Origin of the sequence: Domibacillus sp. PGB-M46 (assembly GCF_022668875.1) — a bacterium.
In the GTDB taxonomy this organism is placed as follows: Bacteria; Bacillota; Bacilli; order Bacillales; family Domibacillaceae; genus Domibacillus.
In genome coordinates this window covers 263,671-285,533 of record NZ_JAKGCR010000005.1, presented here as the reverse complement: position 1 = coordinate 285,533, position 21,863 = coordinate 263,671, and the positions used below count along the sequence as shown (strand labels likewise).

25 protein-coding genes and 1 other annotated feature are annotated in these 21,863 nt (G+C 45.0%); of the genes, 4 read left to right on the top strand and 21 right to left on the bottom strand.

Annotation, left to right across the window (positions count from 1 at the left end; genetic code table 11):
- Position 1: 1 nt before the first annotated feature.
- Positions 2-598, top strand: coding sequence for a hypothetical protein (locus L2D08_RS09115; RefSeq protein WP_242233444.1), 597 nt, complete (start codon positions 2-4; stop codon positions 596-598).
- A gap of 29 nt (positions 599-627) precedes the next feature.
- Here L2D08_RS09115 and L2D08_RS09110 read toward each other — a convergent pair whose 3' ends face one another.
- The 3 genes from L2D08_RS09110 to L2D08_RS09100 are packed head-to-tail and all read right to left on the bottom strand — an operon-like array spanning position 628 to position 2,672.
- Complete coding sequence (locus L2D08_RS09110) at positions 628-1,044, bottom strand: Fur family transcriptional regulator (RefSeq protein ID WP_242233443.1); 417 nt, start codon at positions 1,042-1,044, stop codon at positions 628-630.
- Positions 1,045-1,060: 16 nt separating this feature from the next.
- Positions 1,061-1,891: a metal ABC transporter permease gene (locus L2D08_RS09105; RefSeq protein WP_242233442.1), complete on the bottom strand. Its 831-nt coding sequence runs from the start codon at positions 1,889-1,891 to the stop codon at positions 1,061-1,063.
- Between the two features lie 13 nt (positions 1,892-1,904).
- Complete coding sequence (locus L2D08_RS09100) at positions 1,905-2,672, bottom strand: metal ABC transporter ATP-binding protein (protein ID WP_242233441.1); 768 nt, start codon at positions 2,670-2,672, stop codon at positions 1,905-1,907.
- Between the two features lie 105 nt (positions 2,673-2,777).
- On the opposite strand from L2D08_RS09100, the gene L2D08_RS09095 reads away from it, so the two are divergent.
- Entirely contained in the window at positions 2,778-3,044 is a 267-nt protein-coding gene (locus L2D08_RS09095) for a DUF2624 family protein (RefSeq protein WP_242233440.1), read from the top strand.
- Here L2D08_RS09095 and L2D08_RS09090 read toward each other — a convergent pair.
- Positions 3,034-3,936 (bottom strand): deoxyribonuclease IV, encoded by a 903-nt coding sequence (locus L2D08_RS09090; protein ID WP_242233439.1) that lies wholly within the window; start codon positions 3,934-3,936, stop codon positions 3,034-3,036. The two genes, L2D08_RS09095 and L2D08_RS09090, sit on opposite strands and share 11 nt — an antisense overlap.
- Positions 3,937-3,950: 14 nt before the next feature.
- Positions 3,951-5,264, bottom strand: coding sequence for a DEAD/DEAH box helicase (locus L2D08_RS09085; RefSeq protein WP_242233438.1), 1,314 nt, complete (start codon positions 5,262-5,264; stop codon positions 3,951-3,953).
- A 139-nt stretch (positions 5,265-5,403) separates the two neighbouring features.
- On the opposite strand from L2D08_RS09085, the gene L2D08_RS09080 reads away from it, so the two are divergent.
- Both L2D08_RS09080 and L2D08_RS09075 read left to right on the top strand, forming a co-directional pair.
- Positions 5,404-5,769 (top strand): YqfQ family protein, encoded by a 366-nt coding sequence (locus L2D08_RS09080; protein WP_242233437.1) that lies wholly within the window; start codon positions 5,404-5,406, stop codon positions 5,767-5,769.
- Between the two features lie 61 nt (positions 5,770-5,830).
- The gene (locus L2D08_RS09075) at positions 5,831-6,787 is read left to right on the top strand and encodes a 4-hydroxy-3-methylbut-2-enyl diphosphate reductase (RefSeq protein WP_242233436.1); all 957 of its coding nucleotides are present in this window, start codon (positions 5,831-5,833) and stop codon (positions 6,785-6,787) included.
- Between the two features lie 34 nt (positions 6,788-6,821).
- Here the strand turns inward: L2D08_RS09075 and L2D08_RS09070 are convergent, their stop codons facing one another.
- The 16 genes from L2D08_RS09070 to L2D08_RS08995 form a co-directional block, all read right to left on the bottom strand.
- Positions 6,822-7,943: a Nif3-like dinuclear metal center hexameric protein gene (locus L2D08_RS09070; protein WP_242233435.1), complete on the bottom strand. Its 1,122-nt coding sequence runs from the start codon at positions 7,941-7,943 to the stop codon at positions 6,822-6,824.
- A complete protein-coding gene (locus L2D08_RS09065; protein ID WP_242233434.1) occupies positions 7,930-8,637 on the bottom strand; it encodes a tRNA (adenine(22)-N(1))-methyltransferase in 708 nt (235 codons plus the stop codon). The genes L2D08_RS09070 and L2D08_RS09065 overlap by 14 nt, the downstream gene beginning before the upstream one ends.
- Positions 8,638-8,733: 96 nt before the next feature.
- On the bottom strand, positions 8,734-9,108 hold the full coding sequence (gene cccA, locus L2D08_RS09060) for a cytochrome c550 (protein WP_242233433.1): 375 nt from the start codon (positions 9,106-9,108) through the stop codon (positions 8,734-8,736).
- A 134-nt stretch (positions 9,109-9,242) separates the two neighbouring features.
- Entirely contained in the window at positions 9,243-9,776 is a 534-nt protein-coding gene (locus L2D08_RS09055) for a hypothetical protein (RefSeq protein ID WP_242233432.1), read from the bottom strand.
- A 99-nt stretch (positions 9,777-9,875) separates the two neighbouring features.
- On the bottom strand, positions 9,876-11,003 hold the full coding sequence (rpoD, locus tag L2D08_RS09050) for an RNA polymerase sigma factor RpoD (protein ID WP_242233431.1): 1,128 nt from the start codon (positions 11,001-11,003) through the stop codon (positions 9,876-9,878).
- A 32-nt stretch (positions 11,004-11,035) separates the two neighbouring features.
- Complete coding sequence (gene dnaG / locus L2D08_RS09045) at positions 11,036-12,853, bottom strand: DNA primase (RefSeq protein WP_242233430.1); 1,818 nt, start codon at positions 12,851-12,853, stop codon at positions 11,036-11,038.
- Between the two features lie 238 nt (positions 12,854-13,091).
- Positions 13,092-13,904 (bottom strand): pyruvate, water dikinase regulatory protein, encoded by an 813-nt coding sequence (locus L2D08_RS09040; protein ID WP_242233429.1) that lies wholly within the window; start codon positions 13,902-13,904, stop codon positions 13,092-13,094.
- A 20-nt stretch (positions 13,905-13,924) separates the two neighbouring features.
- Positions 13,925-14,560, bottom strand: coding sequence for a transcriptional regulator CcpN (gene ccpN, locus L2D08_RS09035; RefSeq protein WP_255821899.1), 636 nt, complete (start codon positions 14,558-14,560; stop codon positions 13,925-13,927).
- A gap of 91 nt (positions 14,561-14,651) precedes the next feature.
- Complete coding sequence (gene glyS / locus L2D08_RS09030) at positions 14,652-16,718, bottom strand: glycine--tRNA ligase subunit beta (RefSeq protein ID WP_242233428.1); 2,067 nt, start codon at positions 16,716-16,718, stop codon at positions 14,652-14,654.
- A complete protein-coding gene (glyQ, locus tag L2D08_RS09025) occupies positions 16,711-17,601 on the bottom strand; it encodes a glycine--tRNA ligase subunit alpha (RefSeq protein WP_242233427.1) in 891 nt (296 codons plus the stop codon). The genes glyS and glyQ overlap by 8 nt, the downstream gene beginning before the upstream one ends.
- A 135-nt stretch (positions 17,602-17,736) precedes the next feature.
- Positions 17,737-17,904 (bottom strand) — a binding site (T-box leader).
- 46 nt (positions 17,905-17,950) lie between these two features.
- Positions 17,951-18,724, bottom strand: coding sequence for a DNA repair protein RecO (gene recO, locus L2D08_RS09020; protein WP_242233426.1), 774 nt, complete (start codon positions 18,722-18,724; stop codon positions 17,951-17,953).
- A gap of 23 nt (positions 18,725-18,747) precedes the next feature.
- On the bottom strand, positions 18,748-19,656 hold the full coding sequence (era, locus tag L2D08_RS09015) for a GTPase Era (RefSeq protein WP_242233425.1): 909 nt from the start codon (positions 19,654-19,656) through the stop codon (positions 18,748-18,750).
- A complete protein-coding gene (locus L2D08_RS09010; protein WP_242233424.1) occupies positions 19,646-20,047 on the bottom strand; it encodes a cytidine deaminase in 402 nt (133 codons plus the stop codon). The genes era and L2D08_RS09010 overlap by 11 nt, the downstream gene beginning before the upstream one ends.
- Positions 20,048-20,061: 14 nt before the next feature.
- Complete coding sequence (locus L2D08_RS09005) at positions 20,062-20,433, bottom strand: diacylglycerol kinase family protein (RefSeq protein WP_242233490.1); 372 nt, start codon at positions 20,431-20,433, stop codon at positions 20,062-20,064.
- Positions 20,417-20,887 carry an rRNA maturation RNase YbeY gene (gene ybeY, locus L2D08_RS09000; protein ID WP_242233423.1) on the bottom strand — a complete coding sequence of 157 codons (471 nt, stop codon included), beginning with the start codon at positions 20,885-20,887 and terminating at the stop codon, positions 20,417-20,419. Before ybeY ends, L2D08_RS09005 begins: the two co-directional genes overlap by 17 nt.
- Entirely contained in the window at positions 20,871-21,860 is a 990-nt protein-coding gene (locus L2D08_RS08995) for a PhoH family protein (protein WP_242233422.1), read from the bottom strand. The genes ybeY and L2D08_RS08995 overlap by 17 nt, the downstream gene beginning before the upstream one ends.
- Between the last annotated feature and the right edge of the window lie 3 nt (positions 21,861-21,863).

Here is a 21,863-nt window from a genome sequence, read left to right as displayed (position 1 = left end):
AATGTCACAAAAACGCTTCGGTATAGATATTGACGGTACAGTCACCTGTCCAGCAAGCCTTGTTCCTTTTATTAACGAAGCTTTCTCGCTTAATATTACTCTTGAGGATATCAAACAGTATGATTTATCAGCTGCTTTGAACATTCCGCCAGACAAAATGCGGGATTGGTTTGATCAAACAGAGCCTGCTATTTATGCCGCTTCCCCTTTGGCGGAGGGAGCGGACAGCATTTTAGCAAAATGGCAGAAACGGTTTCACCTGCTTTTTATAAGCGCAAGACGCCAGCATCTTTTTGATGTCACCGAGCAGTGGTTTCAAGATAAGCAAATTTATTATGATCATATTGAATTAATCGGCTCTCACGATAAAGTGGAAGCAGCAAAACGGCACAAGGTGGATATTTTCTTTGAGGATAAACACGACAATGCCGTTACGCTGGCGGAAGAGCTGCATATTCCCGTTGTTTTATTTAACACGCCTTATAACCAAGATCCCGTTCCTGATCATGTCGTTCGCGTGAACAATTGGCATGAAGCGGATTTATGGGTGCAACAGTGGCTTGAGCAAGGCGAAATCCGTCCGCTTATACACACATAAAAAAGCGTGACCAGAAGAAATTCTTTTGGTCACGCTTTTTTCATGCATTTTTCACACTTGCCGTATACTTCAAACTTGTGTCCGGTGATCTCGCAGCCTGCGAGCTCCCTCACTTCGTTCATGGGACACATATCTATTTCTTTTGTTTTTCCGCATTCCATGCAGATAAAGTGATGATGGTGATGATTGTGAGAACAGGCAAAGCGGAAATGACGCTCGCCCGACAGCTCGGTTTCTTCCAATATATTCATTTCAGCAAAAAGAGCCAAATTACGGTAAATCGTATCAAAACTCAGGCCCGGATAGTCATGTTTCATTTCTTCGAGAACATCCTTTGCCGTTAAGTATTTATCCTGTCTTGCAAACAGTGCCAGCATTTCCTCCCGCTTTCCTGTCTGCTTATAGCCTTTTTCTTTCATGATTTCCATCGCTTTTGTTAAATTCATGATGGACCCCTCTTTACTAGTTTTTCTCTTTTTTCCAAAAAATTACTCCTAATAAAATAATAATAGACGTTACAACGATCGTACCGCCCGGTGCCAGGTCAAGATAAAAAGCACTGATTAAGCCGGCAATCACGGAAACTTCTCCAAATAAAACAGACAGCCAGATGGTTTGCTTAAATCCTTTCGCAATCCGCATAGCAGCCGCAACAGGAAGTGTCATTAAAGCCGACACAAGCAAAACACCGACAATTCTCATTGAAACGGCAATCACAAGAGCTGTTAAAATAATAAATGCGAGATGTACGGCCTTAGATGGGATGCCTGAGGCTTTTGCATACTCTTCATCGAACGATAAAACAAACAATTCTTTATACAGTAAGTACACTGTAACGAGAACAATGAGGCTGATTCCGATAACAGCATATAAATCATTTCGGCTCACCGCGCTGACACTGCCGAATAAATAGCTGAACAAATCTGTATTAAACCCGTTTGCAATGGAAATCAGGATAACGCCAAGTCCAATTCCCCCGGACATCATAATCGGGATGGCCAGCTCTTGATAATGTTTATATACGTTTCGCAGCCGTTCCACCAGCAGGGAGCCCCCAACGGAAAATACCATTCCAAAATAAAGCGGGTTTACAGCGGAAAGCACCGGAAAGGTTTGTCCAAGAAGCAGGCCTGCCGCAATGCCTGACAGCGTAACATGGCTTAGCGCATCTGCAATGAGAGACAAACGGCGTACTACTATGAATGCGCCAAGCAGCGGCGCGATAATACCAATAATCGCGCCGGATAAAAACGCATTCTGCAAAAACTCATAGGTGAAAATAGCTTCTATCATAATGGTCTTCCCTTCAGTGATCGTGATGATGATCAAGCAGGCGGATGCCGTGTCCATATAAATCGGACAGTTCTTGCTCATCCAGTTCTACAAATTGCTGCATACTGCCGTGAAAATGCAGATACTTATTTAAGCAGGCTACATGTGTCACTTTGTCAGTAATGGCGCCAATGTCATGCGTGACAAGCAGCAGCGTCATCCCCAGGTCTTGATTCAAATGCGTCAGCATATGGTAAAACGATTCGACATTTTGGCTGTCTACCCCAACTGTTGGCTCGTCCAAAATTAAAACAGATGGATTAGATACGATAGCCCGGGCGATGAATACACGCTGCTGCTGGCCGCCGGATAAATCACCGATATTACGTGTTAAAAAAGACTCCATTCCAACAGCACGAACAGCCTGTTCTACCGCTTCCTTTTCTTTAGAGCCCGGACGGCGGAACAATCCCATTTTTTTAACGAGTCCGCCCATGACGACTTCAAAAACAGTTGCCGGAAAACCAGTATTAAACGAATTCGCTTTTTGCGAAACAAAACCAATCCGGTCCCATTCCTTAAATTTGTCTTGCGGGACACCAAAAAGTTCTACGTAACCCTCTTTGGCTTTTAATAAGCCTAATATAATTTTTAATAATGTTGATTTCCCAGATCCGTTTGGGCCGACCAGGCCGACGAAGGAACCTTTTGGAATCGACAGATTAATCCGCTCGAGAACATTTTCGCGGTCATAACGAAAGTTCACGTCGCGTATATCAATGACAGGCGGTTTTTCCTTCATATATAGAACTCCTTTAAGGTAAGAATGATTACGATTTAAACACTATCCAGTATACAGGATGGCCGCTCTCAAGTAAATGAAGTGACCTTAAGAAAGGAGCCCGGTATGCAGCCTCTTCATCAAATGATCAATCGCCGTGTTCAAACCATCACAAAAGCTGAGCTGATGGAGCAAGCAAGAAAATTCCAAGTTTCCTTGACCGAAAAGCAGGCGGATCAGTTTATCGGCTGGCTCGCCCGCCACGAAGTTGATTTGTTTTCCGAAACAAAAAGGACCGAGCTTTTTCAAGCAGCTGAAAGGATTCTCGGCAAACGAGAAGCCGCAGCGCTTGAAAAAATGCTCCGTCCATATATGCACTTCCTTAAGTTATAACGCCTGCTGCAATTTTTTCCCTTATGCCTTCATCAAATTGCTTGCCTCGAAGCATGGCAATCTCCTGAAGGTATGGGGGTTTTTTTGTATTTTTATCTTCTCCTATATAAGGTGTTTCCAAGATTTTAGGGATATCGGTTAACTGAGGATGATGCACAATATAAGACAGCGCATCAAAGCCAATATAGCCAAAGCCGATATTTTCGTGCCGGTCTTTACCGGCGCCGCGCTCATTTTTGCTGTCATTGATGTGCAGCACTTTAAGGCGGTCCACACCGATCATTCGATCAAATTGATCTAAAACTCCGTCAAAGTCCTCTCGAATTGGATAACCCGCATCATGTGTATGGCACGTATCAAAGCAGACCGATAATTTTTCGTTATGATGGACCATATCCATAATCATCGCGATTTCTTCAAATTGGCGGCCGCATTCCGTTCCTTTTCCAGCCATCGTCTCCAGTGCAATTTGCACGGACTGGTTTTGCTGAAGCACTTCGTTCAAACCTTCCGCAATTTTTTTCAGCCCAGCTTCGGTTCCAGCTCCAACATGGGCGCCTGGATGAAGCACAATCTGGCTCGCACCAATTGCTGTTGACCGTTCGATTTCCATATGAAGAAAATCTACTCCCAGCTCGAATGTTTCCGGCTTGATGGTATTGCCAAGGTTAATAATATAAGGAGCATGAACGACAATTTCGCTGATGCCGTTTTGCTCCATATGGCGGCGCCCGGCCTCGATATTCAAGTCTTCAATCGGCTTTCGGCGTGTGTTCTGTGGGGCGCCTGTATACACCATAAAGGTAGAGGCGCCGTAAGAAATAGCTTCTTCACTAGCACCAAGCAGCATTTTTTTGCCGCTCATTGAAACATGTGATCCTATTTTTAACATCCTTAAACTCCCTGTTACTTTTTATTGCGGGCGTCAATACGGCGCTGGCGTTTTTCAATTTTTGCTACTTCCATTTTCCGTTTCTTTTTATAGCCTGGTTTTACTTTTTGCGGACGGCTTGTGACCGCTCTGACTTTCGGGTTGATCGTATCTTCTTTTTTCTCCCGTTTTTTACGGCGATTACGATCGGCTGTTTCAACGATTTCTCCACCTTTGATATCACCATTCGAAAACGTAATATCGCGTTTTTCCAGTTTTGCGATCGCATCTTCATCAGCCGGAAGATAAACTGTTGCACAAATGCCGGATGCACCGGCACGGGCTGTACGGCCTGCCCGGTGAATGTAAAAGTCAAGATCTGCCGGCAGCTCATAATTGATTACATGACTAACGCCTTCGATATCAATACCGCGGGCAGCAAGGTCTGTTGCGACAATATAACGGTACTCAAGGTCATGAACCTGCTTCATCATTTTTTTCCGTTCACGAGGCGGCAGGTCACCGTGGATACGACCGGTTTTCAAGCCTTTTGCCGCCAGCTTATCCGCTACTTCATCCGCTTTTTGCTTCGTGTTTGTGAAGACAACAGCCAGATACGGATTAAAGGCTTGCAGTAGATCATACACGACGTCTACTTTATCACGGCTCTTTGCCGCTACAAGCAAATGTTCGATGTTAGCGGCAGATGCGCGTTTGGGCTCAATGTGTACGTATTCCGGATTTTCCATGTATTTTTTCAAAAAAGGTTTTAGTTTCTGTGGAATAGTAGCAGAAAAAACAAACATGCCAAGCTCTTCTGGCATACCGGATGCAATTCGATCTACATCATTGATAAAGCCCATATCAAGCATTAAATCAGCTTCATCGACAACAAGCATTTCCGCTTTGTGAACAGAAATCGCATTATCGCCAATAAGGTCAGCAATTCTTCCCGGTGTCCCAACCATGATGTGTGGCGGGTTTTTCAATCGCTCTATATCCCGTTTTTTATCCGTCCCTCCGACAAAATGACGGATAGAAATTTCTTCCTCTGATTCTTTTGCCACTTTTTGGAATGCCTGATAAATTTGCGTGGCTAGTTCGCGCGTTGGAGCTGTAATTACAGCCTGCACTTCTTTTTTGTCGGTTTCGATACGGTTTAAAATAGGCAGTACATATGAATGGGTTTTTCCTGTGCCCGTTTGGGATTGTCCAATTGCGCTTTCCCCTTTTAGGATAAGCGGAATCATATTACGTTGAATTGGCGTAGGCTCTTTGAAGCGCAGTGCTTCGATTCCTTTATAAATAAACGGCTTTAGACCGTATTGTTCAAATGTATAGTTTGCCATATGGCATCAAATTCCTTTCACGTTCAAAGTTTATGCACGTTACGATAATATACTAAAAGCGTCAAGAAAGCAAAAGAAGGTTTACGCACATGATCTTTCCAATATGAATACGATAGAGAAAAAGGAAAGGGTGACTGCGTTGCTGCCTCGATATGCACCGAATGCCAGACGTGGATTTTTTTATACTCCTCCCCCTACCCACCCGCCTGTTCAGCCGCCAATGCCTCCGTTTTTCGGTACAGCCGCAAAGTCGGGACGATGGCTGGAACAAGCCAGACAGGTCATGGCGACTGCTGAACAGATGCGGCCGTTGATTGAACAGTACGGCCCGCTTGTTAAAAACCTTCCGGCTATGTGGAGGCTTTACCGGACTGTACAATCCATGCCGGACCCCGAAAGCGATCCACAGCAAGAAGTAAAAGAAGCGGCAAGCACTCTGCCTCCACAGCGTGAAAAAAAGCGGACAGCTGAGTCTGTGCCCTGGTTTCCGGGCCGGCTTGATTGATCGCTTTGTTTTCCCTGCTTTCTCCTTTATAATAAAGTGAGAAGCTGGAGGAGGATGCTGTATGAAAATAATAAAAATTTCACCACGCGGTTACTGTTACGGTGTTGTTGATGCAATGGTTATTGCCCGTAACGCCGCTCTTGATAAAACATTGCCGCGTCCAATCTATATTTTAGGCATGATTGTACACAACAAACATGTTACAGATGCTTTTGAAGCGGAAGGCATCATTACCTTGGACGGAAAAAACCGAAAAGACATTATTGAGCAGGTATCAGAAGGCACAATCATTTTCACAGCTCACGGTGTGTCGCCGGAAGTACGGGAAATTGCCCGTCAAAAAAACTTAACGACAATCGATGCAACCTGTCCTGATGTTACCGTTACCCATGATTTAATCCGGGCTAAAAAAGCAGAAGGCTATCATGTGATTTACATCGGCAAAAAAGGGCATCCGGAACCGGAAGGCGCCGTTGGTGTGGCACCGGAAATTGTTCACCTTGTGGAAAATGCAGACGATGTTAAGGCGCTGGACATGAAAAATGATAAAATTATCGTTACAAACCAAACAACCATGAGCCAATGGGATGTTATTGATATTATGGATGCGATCAAAGAAAAGTATCCACATGCAGAAATGCATAAGGAAATCTGCCTTGCGACGCAAGTGCGGCAGGAAGCAGTGGCTGATCAAGCCGGTGAAGCAGATGTGCTGATTGTCGTAGGAGATCCGAAAAGCAATAACTCCAATCGACTTGCGCAGGTATCTATTGAAATTGCCGGCACCACTGCATACCGGGTGTCTGATGTTTCTGAAATTAATATTGACTGGCTTAAAGATGCCGAAACAGTGGCTGTCACCGCCGGCGCTTCTACACCAACACCTATCGTAAAAGAAGTGATTCAGTTTTTAGAAGCATTTGACCCCGAAGATGAATCAACCTGGGTACGTGAGCGAAAAGTACCGCTTGAGAAAATTTTGCCTAAAGTAAAAAAATCGACGTTAACCTCACGCTAAAAAAGCAGCTCCTTAAACGGAGCTGCTTTTTTATTTACATAAATTGAAAAGGGTCTGTTTCAACGGCAGAAGCCACAAATTCAACAGTCCATTTTTGTCTGGAGGCCTGCTCGTGAAGAACGGCTGCTACGCCTTTTTTCATCACTTTCTCTACGTTATGCCCCGGATCGACAACTGCGAGGCCTTCAGCATCTGCATCATGCGCAGTATGATAATAAAAATCACCTGTTACGTACACGTCTGCTCCTTTACGCAGCGCCGTCTGCCAGTATTTGTTGCCGTCTCCGCCCAATACGGCTACCTTACGGACAAGACGTGTTTTATCACCGACTACTCTTACGCCTCCAGATTGTAATGACTCCTTCACATGCATAGCAAACTGCTCCAGTGTCATTTCCTGTGGAAGCAGGCCGATACGGCCCAGTCCAAGCTGTTCTCCTTTGTTTTGAAGAGGATAAATATCATAAGCTGCCTCTTCATATGGATGGGCTTTAAGCATGGCACTGAGCACTTTCTTCTCTATGTGAACAGGATAAATCACTTCGATTTTTTCTTCCTGTACTGTTTCTAAGCGGCCGCCGGCTTGGCCGATAAAAGGCTCAGCTTCTTCACCGGGCTGAAAACGCCCTTCTCCTTGTTGAGAAAAAGAACAGTTTTGATAATTTCCAAGCGCTCCAGCGCCTGCTTTTCCAAGTGCCTCTCTTACGGCTTCTGCCTGATCGAGCGGCACAAAAACGGCCAGCTTTCTCAACTCTTCAGCTATGGTCGGCACGAGCACTTCTGTATTCGTTAAGTGAAGAGCGGAAGCCAGCAGGTCATTTACTCCGCCTTTCGCTACATCCAAATTCGTATGAGCAGCGTATACCGCAATATCATGCTTAATCAGCTTTTCAATCACTCTTCCTGCTGTCTGATCCGTTTGAATGGCACCAAGCGGCCGGTAAATAAGCGGATGATGGGCTATAATCAAATCAGTGTTTTCTTCGATCGCTTCATCCACGACGCTTTCAAGAACATCCAGCGCAATCATAACTTTTTTGCACGGCTTGTTTAAGCGGCCGATCTGCAATCCGATTTTGTCTCCTTCCATCGCATAAGATTTCGGTGAAAATCGTTCAAACAGCCCAATAATCTCATGTCCGTTAGGCGTTTTCATCGGCGATCACTTCCTCAATCCACTGTTTTTTTTGTTTTAACTCACTTTTCTTCTTTTCAGTGCCCTCTGTATGCTGGGCATCGGTTAAACGGCTGAGGACATGATTAATTTGATCAAGTTCCCGCTGCCATTTCAGCCGGAATGCGTTGTTTTTCTGCTTTATCAAGAACGGTCCAAAGAGCAATTCCTTCGGCGACAAAGCACGTGACGAGCCGGCTGTAGCGCTGATAACCTCATACAATTGGCCATCTTCTTCTAAAATGGCTTCTTGTTCTATAGTCCAGCCATTTGCATCAAGCCATTCCCGAACTGCATGGCCGGCAATATTCGGCTGCAGAATGAGCTTTGCAACGCCGGCAAGCTTGCTCTTTCCTTCTTCTAAAATCGATGCGATCAGTGGACCTCCCATTCCTGCAATCGTGATGCACTCCACTTCTCCCGCTTCCAGCACAGCGAGTCCGTTTCCTTTACGCACATCAACTTTCTCTGACAACCCTTCTGACAGTACTTGCCGTCTCGCAGACTGAAAAGGGCCTTCCACCACTTCTCCCGCCACAGCCCGGTCTACCAGATTTTTTTTCACCGCATAACAGGGCAGATAAGCATGGTCTGAGCCAATATCCGCGATTGTTCTGGCTGGTGCAATAAACGAAACAACCGTTTCGAGTCTTTTTGATAACTGATTGCTATTCATATATGTTCACCGCTTTTTATTAAAATTCTTTCCTATCTTATCACATTTCAAAAGAAAAAAGGCCTTTGCATACACAAAGGCCTTTGTAGAATGTTATTATTTAATTTCAGCTACCCAGGCTGCCATCGCCTCGGCGTTTTCCTGGGGAACAAGACCTGCCGGCATACTGCCTTTACCGTTTACCACAATATCTTGAATTTCTTCCTGGGAAAGCTTTTCTCCTACTCCAACGAGCGACGGGCCTGCACCGCCTTCATAGTTGCTGCCATGACAGCCAATGCAAGAGGACTCATAGTGGGCCTCCGGATCAAATTTTCCCCCTGCCGCTGTTTCTCCTCCGCCTTCTTCTGCTGTCTTTCCTTCCTCGGCTCTTTCTTTTGCGTTATCAATTCCATCCAACGACAAAAAGAACATTAATCCGAGCCCGAATACCGCAATTAACAAAAATGGAATTAACGGATTACGATTCATGCTGTTTCCCCCTCTCTTTTTATGTAAAAAGAAAACCGAAAAATACAAACACTTATTATTTTACTTGAAAATAAAGGGTACGAAAAGGCTTACTTTAAAGTTTTCCCCTTATGACAGATCATTCAGCTGCCCTTTTAGTTTTGCAGCCAGAAAAAGAGAAGCACGATAAGGCCCAATCCACCGGAAATAGAAAAGTAAAACAGCTTGAGCTTTACACCGGTAAAAATCCAAAGCAGGCAATTTACAGCAAGAAGCCCATATAAAGTATAAGAACGATCATGAAAAATCCGGGTATTTAATTCCAAGGAGAGCAGCAAAAGCAGGACTGCAGCACCTAAAAAAAGCATAGGCGCCAGCACTTTTTGGCGTGAAAAATAAATGGCCAGCAGCAACAGGCTTCCGACAAAACTTGTCAAAATCACTGTTTGCAAAAGAAAAGACAATTCCGTAAAATAGAGAATACATACAGCAACTGGCAATAAAAGCAGTGCAAGCAGTGCGGTTGACATGTGAATTCGCTTCAATCGGGCGCGTCTTCCTGCTTCTGTAAATTCTGTTCCTTGTGTATAAAGCGCTAGTAAATAATCACAATAATGTGGAGGCAGCATTTGATTGTCTTTCCAGAGAAGTATTTCCTGAATAATAATGTCTTTTTTCGTTTGTTTCACCCTGCTTCACACCCCAATACACAATACTATTCGTGACCGGCAAGGATTATCCTGCTTTTTTGCACGAAAAAAGCCGGGAAACCCGGCCTTGAATTTAACTTATTCTAAGAAATCCTTCAAACGTTTGCTGCGGCTTGGATGGCGGAGCTTACGAAGGGCTTTTGCTTCAATTTGGCGAATACGCTCACGCGTTACACCAAATACTTTACCTACTTCTTCAAGTGTCCGTGTCCGTCCATCATCAAGGCCAAAACGAAGGCGAAGAACATTCTCTTCCCGGTCCGTTAAGGTATCGAGCACGTCTTCAAGCTGCTCTTTCAACAATTCATAAGCAGCGTGTTCAGACGGAGAAGTCGCTTCCTGGTCTTCAATAAAGTCGCCAAGATGTGAATCATCTTCTTCCCCAATTGGTGTTTCAAGTGAAACAGGCTCTTGCGCGATCTTTAAAATTTCACGTACTTTTTCAGGTGTTAAATCCATTTCTTCCGCAATTTCTTCTGGTGCCGGTTCGCGGCCTAGATCCTGAAGAAGCTGGCGCTGAACACGAATTAATTTATTAATCGTTTCAACCATATGAACCGGGATCCGAATGGTACGGGCCTGGTCGGCAATGGCACGGGTAATCGCCTGGCGAATCCACCATGTGGCATACGTACTGAATTTAAACCCTTTACGGTAGTCGAACTTCTCAACCGCTTTGATTAAGCCCATATTTCCTTCTTGAATCAAATCAAGGAACAGCATGCCACGGCCTACATAACGTTTGGCAATGCTGACAACAAGGCGCAGGTTCGCTTCTGCTAAACGTCGTTTTGCTTCTTCGTCCCCTTCTTCAATCCGGTGAGCCAGTTCAATTTCTTCCTGGGCAGACAAAAGATCAACACGGCCAATTTCTTTTAAGTACATACGAACGGGATCGTTGATTTTCACACCAGGAGGAACACTTAAGTCGTTTAAATCAAATTCCTCATTTTCTTTTTCAAGCTCCTGGATGTTCGGATCACCGTCATCGTTGCTTTCTTCTTCATCAACGAGTTCTACCCCCTGCTCTGTAAGGGATTCGTAAAACTCATCAATCTGGCCGGAATCCACTTCAAACGAGGCTAATTTGTCCGCTACGTAATTGTATGTTAATTCTCCTCTTTGTTTACCTGTCTCAATAATAAGTTCTTTTGCTTTTTCAAGTGTTAATTCAGCTTCTTTGGAACGTGTTGACTTTTCAGCCATTAGTCCCCCTCCTTCCAACTTCCTGGACAATCTTAGCGGGCGAGTTGTTTTTCAAGCGAAATGATTTCATGCAAAATTCGGGCAGCTCCTACATAATCATGACGTTTTTCTGCCTCAATCCGCTCTCTTTTTTTCTCTTCGATTTCCAAACGGCGATGCTGTTTTTGAATTTCTTTTACATAATCGGAAAGCTCTTCCTCGCCAGGCTCGCCGCTGACTGTTGTTAAGCTGATGTCAACAGCGAGACGCCTGAGCTGGCTGTCTTGCAGTACAGACAAAAAAGATGCCATATCCGGTTCTGTTGTTTGTTCATAATATCCAAGTAAATACGTAAACAGTGCCTGGTGCTCATCTATGGAAAACGAATCTCCTTGAAGCATCATTCGGATTCGTTCTGCGAGCTCAGGATTGGCCAGCATATGAGCCAGCAGTCTTCTTTCAGCTGTTTCATGACGCGGATACTGCCGGATCAACCGTTCCCGCTGTGGAGCATTTCCGGAAACTTCCTCTTTTTGAGGCAGGGCCGGCCGCACCGGACGTTTTTTTAGGAATAATGCTTTTTCCTGTTCCTGCAGCGCCTGCAGAGACAGTGAAAATTCATCAGCCAGCCGGCGTAAGTAATGATCCCGCTCTACTGCTTTTTTTAACCTAGAGATTTCTGTCAGCACTTCTTCAATATAGCGAAACTTTTGTTCATCATCCCGCATATTTTTTCCGCGCTTTAAAAACTCCATTTTAAACGCCATCAGTGTAAGCGAAGAATCCTTTATATAAGCAGAAAAAGCATCTGTACCCTTTTGCCTGATAAATTCATCAGGATCAAGCTGCTCGGGAAGAATCGTGACTTTTACGCCGATATCGTGACTGTCAAGCATATTGGCCGCTTTGTAAGCAGCATTTAAGCCAGCCTTGTCCCCGTCATAACAAATGACCGCTTGATCACAAATGCGCTTTAACTGCCTGATGTGCTCTTCCGTGAGGGCGGTTCCCATAACGGCTACCGATTGATGAAAACCGGCTCTCACCGCTGCAATAACATCGGCAAAACCTTCAAAAAGGATAAATTGTTTTTGCTTCTTGATTGCTGTTCTTGCTGCATGAAAGTGGTACAAAAGGCTGCTCTTATAAAAAATGGGTGTCTCGGGTGAATTTAAATATTTTGGCTGCCCTTCTCCAAGGTCGCGGCCGGAAAATCCGGACACACGCCCCTTTTGATCATGAAGGGGAAACATAATCCTGCCGCGAAACCGATCAAAGTAACGGCCGGTTTCTTCGTTTTTAACCAGCAGGCCAGCCTGTTCCATTCGTTCGACAGAAAAACCGCGTTTTGTAAGAATGTTTAACGCAAATTCAGGCTGCGGCGGTGCCCAGCCGATTTGAAAGCGGTCAATGTCTTCGTCTGTAAATCCGCGCTTGCGCAAATAAAAAAGCGCCTCACTTCCTTCTTCTGTATTCAGAAGCAGGTGCCGGTAAAATTTCGCCATCAGTTCATGCGCTTCATACAGATCGGCATTCTCATCTGTTTTTGTCGTTTCTTCGCTTTCTGATGGGGAAATATCCAGTGTGATCCCTGCACGGTCAGCAAGTCTTGCCGCCGCTTCCTGAAACGGAATCTGGTCGATTTCCATTAAAAAGGTAAACGCGTTCCCTCCAGCGCCGCAGCCGAAACAATGATAAATTTGTTTCTCGGGCGACACTGAGAAAGACGGTGAGTTTTCACCATGAAATGGGCATAAACCGAAGTAATTCCGGCCCTGCTTTTTCAACTGAACATACTCTCCGATTACATCAGCGATCTCAACACCCTGTTTAATTTGCTGAATGGTTTCTTCAGGTATTCTTCTGGACAAATGACATCACCAGCTGTAAAATCGTATTTTGTTATTTATTCTACAAACGTGAGTAGAATCCTTCTTTTCGCACAAAAGTTCGTCGAAAAGAACTTCTTGCTGGGTAAAGACTGCCACCTGAAGGGTTACATAGATAGTTTATTCTTTTGAAGGCAGCTCTAAACCTTTTTGAACATTTTTATCACAATTTTTTATTATAGAACATTTCCATGAAAATGAAAAGTACATAATCGACTGATTATGTACTTTTTCGGCTTCGATAAAGGCTCATAATAATATTCGCTGTTTCTTCCACCGCTTTGTTGGTTACATCGATGACGTCGCAGCCTATTCTCGCCGTAATCTCCTCGAAATACGTCAATTCTTTTTTGATACGTTCTACATCCGCATAGCTGGCGCTGTCGTCCAGTCCTAAAGAAATCAACCGCTCACGACGAATCGAATTCAGCTTTTCCGGACTGATCTTCAAGCCGATGCACTTTTCTTTTGGAATCGTGAATAATTCCTGCGGCGGATCCACTTCCGGCACAATCGGTACATTTGCTACTTTTACCCGTTTATGGGCTAAAAATTGTGAAAGCGGCGTTTTGGATGTGCGCGATACACCGATTAAGATAATATCGGCTTTTAATAATCCGCGTGGATCGCGTCCATCATCGTACTTTACCGCAAATTCAATCGCATCCACCTTTTTGAAATAATCTTCATCCAGGCGCCTTACAAGCCCCGGTTCGAATAATGGCTGCATGGTGTACATTGATTCAAGCTGGTCCATAAGAGGGCCGATTAAGTCAATGACCTCTATATTATTCACATCCGCGGATTTAATCATGTATGCACGAATATCCGGTTTTACAAGCGTGTATACAATAATCCCGCCATCTTCCCTGGCCAGGTTAATGACCTCATCAATGTGGGAGGGGTCCTCTACGTAAGGAAATCGTTTAATGACGGCATGAGGGCCGCTGAACTGGCTTAAAGCTGCTTTCGTAACAAGTTCTGCTGTTTCACCGACGGAATCGGATACAATATAAATGATCGGATCATTCATGCATGGTAGCCGCCTTTCTTTTAATGATCATCTGTCAGGGACACAAGAGCACGGGTAATCGTTGTTTTGGTGACCCGGCCGGTTACTTCCTGCCCTTTATCGGTTTTTTTCACAACAGGCACGCAGTCGATTTGTTTCTCAAGCAGCGTTTTTGCTACATCCAGAAGCAAATCATCCCGCTGACAAACCGCAATGTTAGGCATCCGCGTCATAATAATATTGACGGGAAGAGAGTTTAAATCCTGCTTACCGATGCTGGCTCGAAGCAAATCTTTTCTTGATAGGACACCTGATAAGCAAAAGGATTCATCCACCACAAACAAGGTGCCGACGTCTTCAAGAAACATGGTAACGATCGCATCATAGACGGTTGACTGCTCCTTCACCACGATCGGCACCGCTTGGAAGTCGCGCACATACAGTTTCATTAAACTCTCCGTCATAAGCTGCGGACCGGACTTTCCTGTGTAAAAATAACCGACACGCGGACGCGCATCCAAGAACCCGGCCATTGTTAAAATAGCCAGGTCCGGACGCAGTGTAGCACGGGTCAGGTTAAGCTGGTCCGCTATACTTTCTCCTGTAATCGGACCGTTTTCTTTTACAATTTCAAGAATTTTTTCCTGCCGTTTATTTAGTTCCATCGTCCTCACCATCCCGTCAATATAAATCCCGTTGTTTTATGTCATCTTCTTATTATAACTTATTTTTCCTGATTCAACAGCGGGCACCGCAGGATGGACCGGTTTATTTTACAAGAACAGCCGGCACTTCTGCGAAGTCAAGAATAAAGCGGGCCAGATGCGTCATCATCGCTAAGCGGTTTTGTTTAAGCGCCTCGTCTTCTGCCATGACCATTGTATGATCAAAATAATCTTCAATAGCCGGCTTTAAGGACGCAAGAAGGCTGTAACGGGCTTCCGCTGATGCCGTCTGGTTCCATTCACTTTGTAACGTCTCATATCCTTTATACAATGCTGCTTCCTGGTCGTTTTCAAACAATGATGGATTTACCGTTTGTTCACCGGCTGCTTTTCTTGAAATATTCACAATGCGGCTCAGCGCTTCCATCGTTTCCTTGAAATCCTCATCTTCTTTATGGGCCATTAACACCGCAGCTGTTTCTTCCATGCTCTTCAGCGTTCCTGCTTTTGTTAAAACAGCATCAATAATGTCATACCGAACGCCTTTTTCCTGAAGAATATGCTTGACGCGAAGCGAGAAAAAGGAGCTGATTTCCTCTTGAAGCGTTTCGGCTGTTTTATCACCCACATGGTCTGCAAGCACTTCTTTAATTGCAGCAGCAATCACGTCTTCAAGCGGTACATTCCAGTTCTGCTCCAGCATCGTCTGCACAATACCTGCTGCCTGACGGCGAAGGGCGTATGGATCTTGAGAGCCGGTCGGGATAATTCCAACTGCGAAGCAGGCCGTAATTGTATCAAGCTTATCTGCGATACTGACAAGGGCGCCTGTTTCCGTTGCCGGAACGGCATCATCTGCTGAACGCGGCATATAGTGCTCATTAACCGCCACAGCTACTTCTTCTTTTTCACCTTTTTGACGGGCATATTTTTCACCCATCACGCCTTGCAGCTCTGGAAATTCATACACCATTTGTGTAACAAGGTCAAATTTGCAAATTTCTGCTGCGCGGTCTGCCAACGCTTTTACTTCGTCTGTTGCACCGATTAACTGGGCGAGACTTGCTGTAATACGGCGAATCCGGGACACTTTTTCTGACAGTGTGCCAATTTTTTCATGGTAAACAATTCTTTCCAGCTTTTGAAGAGAATCAGCAATCGGCGTTTTCTGATCTTCTTTGTAAAAGAAGTCGGCATCCGCTAAACGGGCACGCAATACTTTTTCATTGCCGCGTGCGACTTTCTCAATCGCATGAGTGTTGCCGTTGCGGACGGTAATAAAATGAGGCAGCAGCGTACCGTCTGCATCTTTAACCGGGAAGTAACGCTGGTGCTCTTTCATAGATGTAATCAGCACTTCTTCCGGCAAGTCCAGAAACGCTTCATTAAATGAACCAGAAAGCGCCGTAGGATATTCGACGAGGTTATTCACTTCCTCTAAAAGCGATTCATCTACAGGAATGGACCAGTTATTTTGATTTTCCAGCTCTTTCAATTGGGCCAGGATCATGCCGCGGCGTTCTTCAGGATCTGCAACGACAAACTCGCCTTTTAACGTATCCACATATGCTGCCGGCTCTGAAATAAGAGCTGACGTGCCCAGGAACCGGTGCCCTGCCGTTTGATTTCCGGCTTCAACATTTGCTACCTCGAATGAAATGACGTTCTGTCCAAACAAGGCTGCTACCCATTTAATCGGACGCACGTAGCGAATGTCATTGGAGCCCCACCGCATGTTTTTGCCGAATGTTAAAGAAAGCACAACATCCTCAAGGCCTGAAAGAAGCGCGGCTGTTTCCTGCCCTTTGACGAACTTTTTCACATGCGCGTATTCAACACCCTTTATTTCTTTAAAGTAAATATCATCTGTTGTCATACCCTGGCCTTTTGCAAAGCCAATGGCCGCTTTTGACCATTCGCCACCTTCTGTCTGCGCAATTTTTTTAGCCGGGCCTTTTGCTTCTTCATTAATATCTTCCTGTGCTTCCGAGACATTTTTCACAAGGACGGCAAGACGTCTTGGCGTCGAGTATGTTTGAACATCTCCAAAGCTGATGTTTAGCTCTGTTAAAAAAGCGGCTGTTTTATCGCCCAGCTGCTTCATGGACTGCGTTACAAAACGGGCCGGCATTTCCTCCAGGCCGATTTCCAATAAAAGATCTTTACTCATGAGCCGCGTCCCCTTTCCGGTTTAAAATCGGGAAGCCTAATTTTTCCCGCTCTTCATAAAATGTTTTTGCTACCTGACGGGCAAGATTCCGCATCCGTCCAATGTAAGCTGTCCGTTCCGTAACCGAAATGGCTCCTCGGGCATCAAGTACGTTAAAAACGTGCGAACATTTCAACACATAATCGTATGCCGGATGAACAAGCCCCTCGTCCATTTGGCGTTTTGCTTCTTTTTCGTATACGCTGAACAAGTTAAACAGCATATCTGGATCAGACGTTTCAAATGTATATTTTGAATGCTCAAATTCCGGCTGATAAAAAATGTCATGCACGGTAAATCCGTTTGTCCATTCCAGTTCAAAAACATTTTCTTTGTCTTGAATATAAGAAGCCAGACGTTCGATACCATACGTAATTTCAACGGATACCGGCTTGCACTCAAGCCCCCCAACCTGCTGGAAATACGTAAATTGAGTGATTTCCATCCCATCAAGCCATACTTCCCAGCCAAGGCCCGCGCAGCCAAGCGACGGGTTTTCCCAATTATCTTCTACAAAACGGATATCATGTTCAAGCGGATCAATACCAAGCGCTTTTAATGAATCCAAATATAATTCCTGAATATTGTCTGGAGACGGCTTCATAATAACTTGAAATTGATGGTGCTGATACAAACGGTTTGGGTTGTCTCCATAACGCCCATCTGCCGGACGTCGGGACGGCTCTACATAAGCTACATTCCACGGCTCCGGCCCAATAGCCCGCAAAAATGTATAAGGGCTCATCGTACCTGCTCCTTTTTCCACATCGTACGCCTGCATTAAAATGCAGCCTTGATCTGACCAATGCTTCTGGAGCGTTAAAATCATCTCTTGAATATTCACTTTACTTCCTCCTTTTTATTAATAAAGCGCAGGACGTCTCTCGACCTGATCGTATCGAAAGCTGGAAAATCATTTAAAGAAAAAAAGTTATTTTAACAGCAAAAAGCCCGTCCCTATGTAGCACAAAATTGTGTACATAGGGACGGGCTTTTGCCCGCGGTTCCACCCTATTTGCCAAATGGCCGCTTTCTTTAAAATGTGCTCCAGAGTGCCCCTTCAGCCTGTTTCTTTACCTGGCTCACACCGCCCCAGGCTCGCTTGAAAAGAAAAATCACGCTTACTTGTTTCCTTCACTGCACTTGATTATTTGCTTTTGTCTATTAAACGGTAATGCATAACGATCTTTTTGTCAATCATCCGCCTCATCTTTTTTAAAGACACTTTCAAACCGTTCCATTTGTTCCAAGAACCGGCGCGATTTTAAAAACAAGCCGGCATACTCGTCATAATACATGGAAATAGCCGACCGCAGCTCTTTTTTCGTTGATTCCTTCACATCAATGGAGCCAAGGCGGTCCAAGTCGAAAAAGTAAAAAAGCCTCAGCAGACGGATCGCGGCTGGGGAAAGCGGAAGATAGTAAGGATCTTTGTCAAAACAGCGGTGGCAGATTAAGCCGTTTTCCCGAATAGAAAAGCCAAAACGCCCTTCTGTTTCACCGCATACGGCACAGGAAGAAAGCCCAGGCCGGAGTCCGACATGTGCCAGCATTTTCATTTCGAAAATATTGGTCACAATAGCCGGGTCCATCCCTTCGTTGATGTACACCAGACTTTTACGAACGAGCTCAAACAGCGGTGCGCCCCCTTCACCATCCTCGGTTGTTCGGTCGGTCATCTCAACAATGTAGGCCGCATAAGCTGTTTTTACCAGGTCTTCCCGAATATGGCGCATGGAATCAAGCGTTTCTCCCTGCTGCATGGTGCCAAGCCCGCGGCCGCCCTGCACAAGAAAATATCCATGTGTAAACGGCTGGGTAACACCAGAAAGCCGGCTGTTTGTTTTTTTGGCTCCCCGCGCCACTGCCCCTCTTTTTCCTTTTTCACGTGTCAGCATGGTGACAATTTTATTCGTTTCTCCATAATCATTGGTCCGGAGCACGATGCCTTCCCACTTTTCAAGCATGCTGCCCACTCCTTCTCAAGCCCTTAATATTCGTCTTCTTTAAAACCGAAGTCGCGTAAATTTGCCGCTTTGTTGCGCCAGTCTTTTTGTACTTTTACCCAGAGCTCTAAAAATACTTTTGAACCGAGCAAATGCTCAATATCCCGGCGTGAACGCTTGCCGATTTCTTTTAAAAGCGCTCCTTGCTTGCCGATGACAATTCCTTTTTGTGAATCCCGTTCTACAATAATGGTCGCCATCACATCGATCATATCTTTGCCATCACGCTTGGAGATTTTATCAATCACAACCGCAATCGAGTGCGGCACTTCTTCACGAGTTAAATGCAGCACTTTTTCACGAATTAATTCTGAAACAATAAAGCGCTCAGGGTGATCGGTTACTTGATCGGCCGGATAGTACTGCGGGCCTTCCGGCAGTATTTTCCCCACTTGCTCAAGCAACCTGTCTACATTATTTCCTTCAAGCGCTGAAATCGGCACAATCTCAGCAAACGGAAGAAATTCTTTGTATTGCACGATTAATTCCATCAATTTGTCCGGATGAATACGGTCAATCTTATTAATGACAAGAAAAATAGGTGTTTTCACATCTTTCAGCTTGTCGATAATAAATTCATCGCCTCCGCCAAGTCCTTCTTCTGCGTTGATCATAAAAAGAATGAGATCGACTTCCTTTAACGTATTGACAGCGGTTTTCATCATAAAATCCCCAAGCTTATGCTTCGGCTTATGAATCCCCGGCGTATCGATAAACACCATTTGGGCGTTCTCTGTTGTTAAAACGCCCTGCACTTTGTTACGGGTTGTCTGGGGCTTGTCGCTCATAATGGCGATTTTCTGGCCGATTACCCGATTTAAAAAAGTTGATTTACCGACATTCGGGCGGCCGATAATAGCAATAAATCCTGATTTGTATGTGTTATTCTCCATTTAAATCCTCCGGTGAAAAAGCGCCCGGCAAAAGCTCTGCTACGGTCAGTGTCTGCACGTCGCCTTTCAAATTTGTTAAAATAACCGGCATGTCCGGCGGGCAAAGCTCCGCAATCACCTGCCGGCACGCTCCGCACGGCGGCACAGGCCGGTTCGTGTCTGCTACAACAGCAATGGCTGCATACTCGCTTGCGCCTTCAGACCAAGCTTTAAAAATAGCGGTACGTTCAGCGCAGTTCACAACGCCATATGCGGCATTTTCAATATTACATCCGCCAAATATCTGCCCATCTTTTGTCAGCAGTGCAGCGCCTACTTTAAAATTCGAGTAAGGAACGTACGCTCGTTCACGCGCCTGCTTTGCCGCTTCCATAAGCTGTTGTTGATTCATGTTCATTCACCTCATTAAAGTTTCGGAATAAATAAAAGGCAGCCAATGATCATCGCTGCGATGGCAAAAAGCAGAACGGCTCCCGCTGCCAGGTCTTTCGCCATTTTTGCGAGCGGCCTGTATTCTTCCGTGACAAGATCCACTGTTTTTTCAATAGCTGTATTCACCATTTCAAATGACATAACACCTGCTATCGTTAAAAGCAGTACACACCATTCCGTTCGGGTAAGCTCAAAAATAAAACCGGCTGCAGATATCAATATACCTGCAGCAATATGCACGCGCATATTCGGTTCAGATAAAGCGAGCTTCAGCCCATTTCCAGCGAAGCGGAACGAAGAAAAAAGTCTTTTTATGTGAAAAGACCGTTTATCTTTCAAGTCCATACGCATCCAAAATATCTTTTTGGCGGCTGATCATCTCTTTTTCGTCTTGTTCATTCATGTGGTCATACCCAAGAAGATGCAAAAAACCGTGGACCGTTAAAAAGCCAAGCTCCCGTTCAAAGGAGTGGCCGTATTCTTCCGCCTGCTCCTTCGCCCGGTCAATGGAAATAATGATATCGCCTAATATACGGGGCATATCTGTTCCAGTAATGGTCACTTCATCTTCGCCCATTTCTTCAAGAGCAAATGAAATCACGTCAGTCGGGGTGTCCTTGTCCCGATAGTCGCGGTTAATTTCCTGAATCCGCTCGTTGGTTACAAACGTGATAGAAACTTCACTGCCGTCTGGCACAGCTTCCTTCTCAGCTGCCAGCTGAAGCAGTTCTTCAGCAAGCTTTTCTACTCCTTCTTCAAGCTTGTTCGTTTCGTCCAAAAAATCAACGACGAGTGCCATGCTGGCCATCTCCTTTTTCCGCTTTTTCATATGCTGTAATGACTTTTGCCACGAGTGGATGGCGCACAACATCCGTCCCTGTTAAATGAATAAACGAAATGCCAGAAGTGTTTCCAAGTACCTGTTCTGCTGACACAAGACCTGAAGCAGCGCCTTTTGGCAGGTCAATTTGTGTGCGGTCACCTGTGATGACCATTTTAGAGCCGAAACCGAGACGCGTTAAAAACATCTTCATTTGTGCATTCGTTGTATTTTGCGCTTCATCTAAAATAACAAAAGCATCATCAAGCGTACGGCCCCGCATATAAGCAAGCGGCGCCACTTCTATTGTCCCCCGTTCAATCATACGCTCGGTATGTTCTGCACCAAGAACATCATGAAGCGCATCATATAATGGACGCAGGTACGGATCGACTTTTTCCTTTAAGTCTCCTGGCAGAAAGCCAAGGCTCTCGCCTGCCTCAACGGCCGGGCGTGTTAAAATAATTCGTTTCACCTGGCCGTTTTTCAATGCACGCACAGCCATTACAACAGCAAGGTATGTTTTACCGGTTCCAGCAGGCCCGATGCCAAAAACAATGTCCCTGCCGCGAATGGCTTCAATGTAATCCCGCTGGCCCAGCGTTTTAATACGAATAGACTTTCCTTTCGCATTCTTTGTGATTTCTTCTTCATACAGTTCATCTAAATATTCAATTGTGCCATTTTTAGCCATTTGAACAGCATTAATGACATCGCGTTCACTTATATTGATTTGCTTGCGAATGACAGCAAGCAGCTGCTCCACCACTACCCGTGCTTTTTCAACGTTTTCCGCGGTTCCAGATAAATGAACCGCTTCTCCCCGTGTTACCATTGATACGTGGAATTCTTCTTCCATGATCGTTAAATGACGATCAGAAACGCCGAATAATAGAACGGCTTCGTTTTGGTCGCCGAGAGCGACGGCTGCTGACTTCAATTCTTCCTGCATTCA

Bases quoted from the DNA above. Each gene is read 5' to 3' on its own strand.
- L2D08_RS09115 (WP_242233444.1), top strand. From the start codon at position 2: ATGTCACAAAAACGCTTCGGTATAGATATTGACGGTACAGTCACCTGT.
- L2D08_RS09110 (WP_242233443.1), bottom strand. From the start codon at position 1,044: ATGAATTTAACAAAAGCGATGGAAATCATGAAAGAAAAAGGCTATAAG.
- L2D08_RS09105 (WP_242233442.1), bottom strand. From the start codon at position 1,891: ATGATAGAAGCTATTTTCACCTATGAGTTTTTGCAGAATGCGTTTTTA.
- L2D08_RS09100 (WP_242233441.1), bottom strand. From the start codon at position 2,672: ATGAAGGAAAAACCGCCTGTCATTGATATACGCGACGTGAACTTTCGT.
- L2D08_RS09095 (WP_242233440.1), top strand. From the start codon at position 2,778: ATGCAGCCTCTTCATCAAATGATCAATCGCCGTGTTCAAACCATCACA.
- L2D08_RS09090 (WP_242233439.1), bottom strand. From the start codon at position 3,936: ATGTTAAAAATAGGATCACATGTTTCAATGAGCGGCAAAAAAATGCTG.
- L2D08_RS09085 (WP_242233438.1), bottom strand. From the start codon at position 5,264: ATGGCAAACTATACATTTGAACAATACGGTCTAAAGCCGTTTATTTAT.
- L2D08_RS09075 (WP_242233436.1), top strand. From the start codon at position 5,831: ATGAAAATAATAAAAATTTCACCACGCGGTTACTGTTACGGTGTTGTT.
- L2D08_RS09070 (WP_242233435.1), bottom strand. From the start codon at position 7,943: ATGAAAACGCCTAACGGACATGAGATTATTGGGCTGTTTGAACGATTT.
- L2D08_RS09065 (WP_242233434.1), bottom strand. From the start codon at position 8,637: ATGAATAGCAATCAGTTATCAAAAAGACTCGAAACGGTTGTTTCGTTT.
- cccA (WP_242233433.1), bottom strand. From the start codon at position 9,108: ATGAATCGTAATCCGTTAATTCCATTTTTGTTAATTGCGGTATTCGGG.
- rpoD (WP_242233431.1), bottom strand. From the start codon at position 11,003: ATGGCTGAAAAGTCAACACGTTCCAAAGAAGCTGAATTAACACTTGAA.
- L2D08_RS09040 (WP_242233429.1), bottom strand. From the start codon at position 13,904: ATGAATGATCCGATCATTTATATTGTATCCGATTCCGTCGGTGAAACA.
- ccpN (WP_255821899.1), bottom strand. From the start codon at position 14,560: ATGGTGAGGACGATGGAACTAAATAAACGGCAGGAAAAAATTCTTGAA.
- glyS (WP_242233428.1), bottom strand. From the start codon at position 16,718: ATGAGTAAAGATCTTTTATTGGAAATCGGCCTGGAGGAAATGCCGGCC.
- recO (WP_242233426.1), bottom strand. From the start codon at position 18,724: ATGCTTGAAAAGTGGGAAGGCATCGTGCTCCGGACCAATGATTATGGA.
- era (WP_242233425.1), bottom strand. From the start codon at position 19,656: ATGGAGAATAACACATACAAATCAGGATTTATTGCTATTATCGGCCGC.
- L2D08_RS09010 (WP_242233424.1), bottom strand. From the start codon at position 20,047: ATGAATCAACAACAGCTTATGGAAGCGGCAAAGCAGGCGCGTGAACGA.
- L2D08_RS09005 (WP_242233490.1), bottom strand. From the start codon at position 20,433: ATGGACTTGAAAGATAAACGGTCTTTTCACATAAAAAGACTTTTTTCT.
- ybeY (WP_242233423.1), bottom strand. From the start codon at position 20,887: ATGGCACTCGTCGTTGATTTTTTGGACGAAACGAACAAGCTTGAAGAA.
- L2D08_RS08995 (WP_242233422.1), bottom strand. From the start codon at position 21,860: ATGCAGGAAGAATTGAAGTCAGCAGCCGTCGCTCTCGGCGACCAAAAC.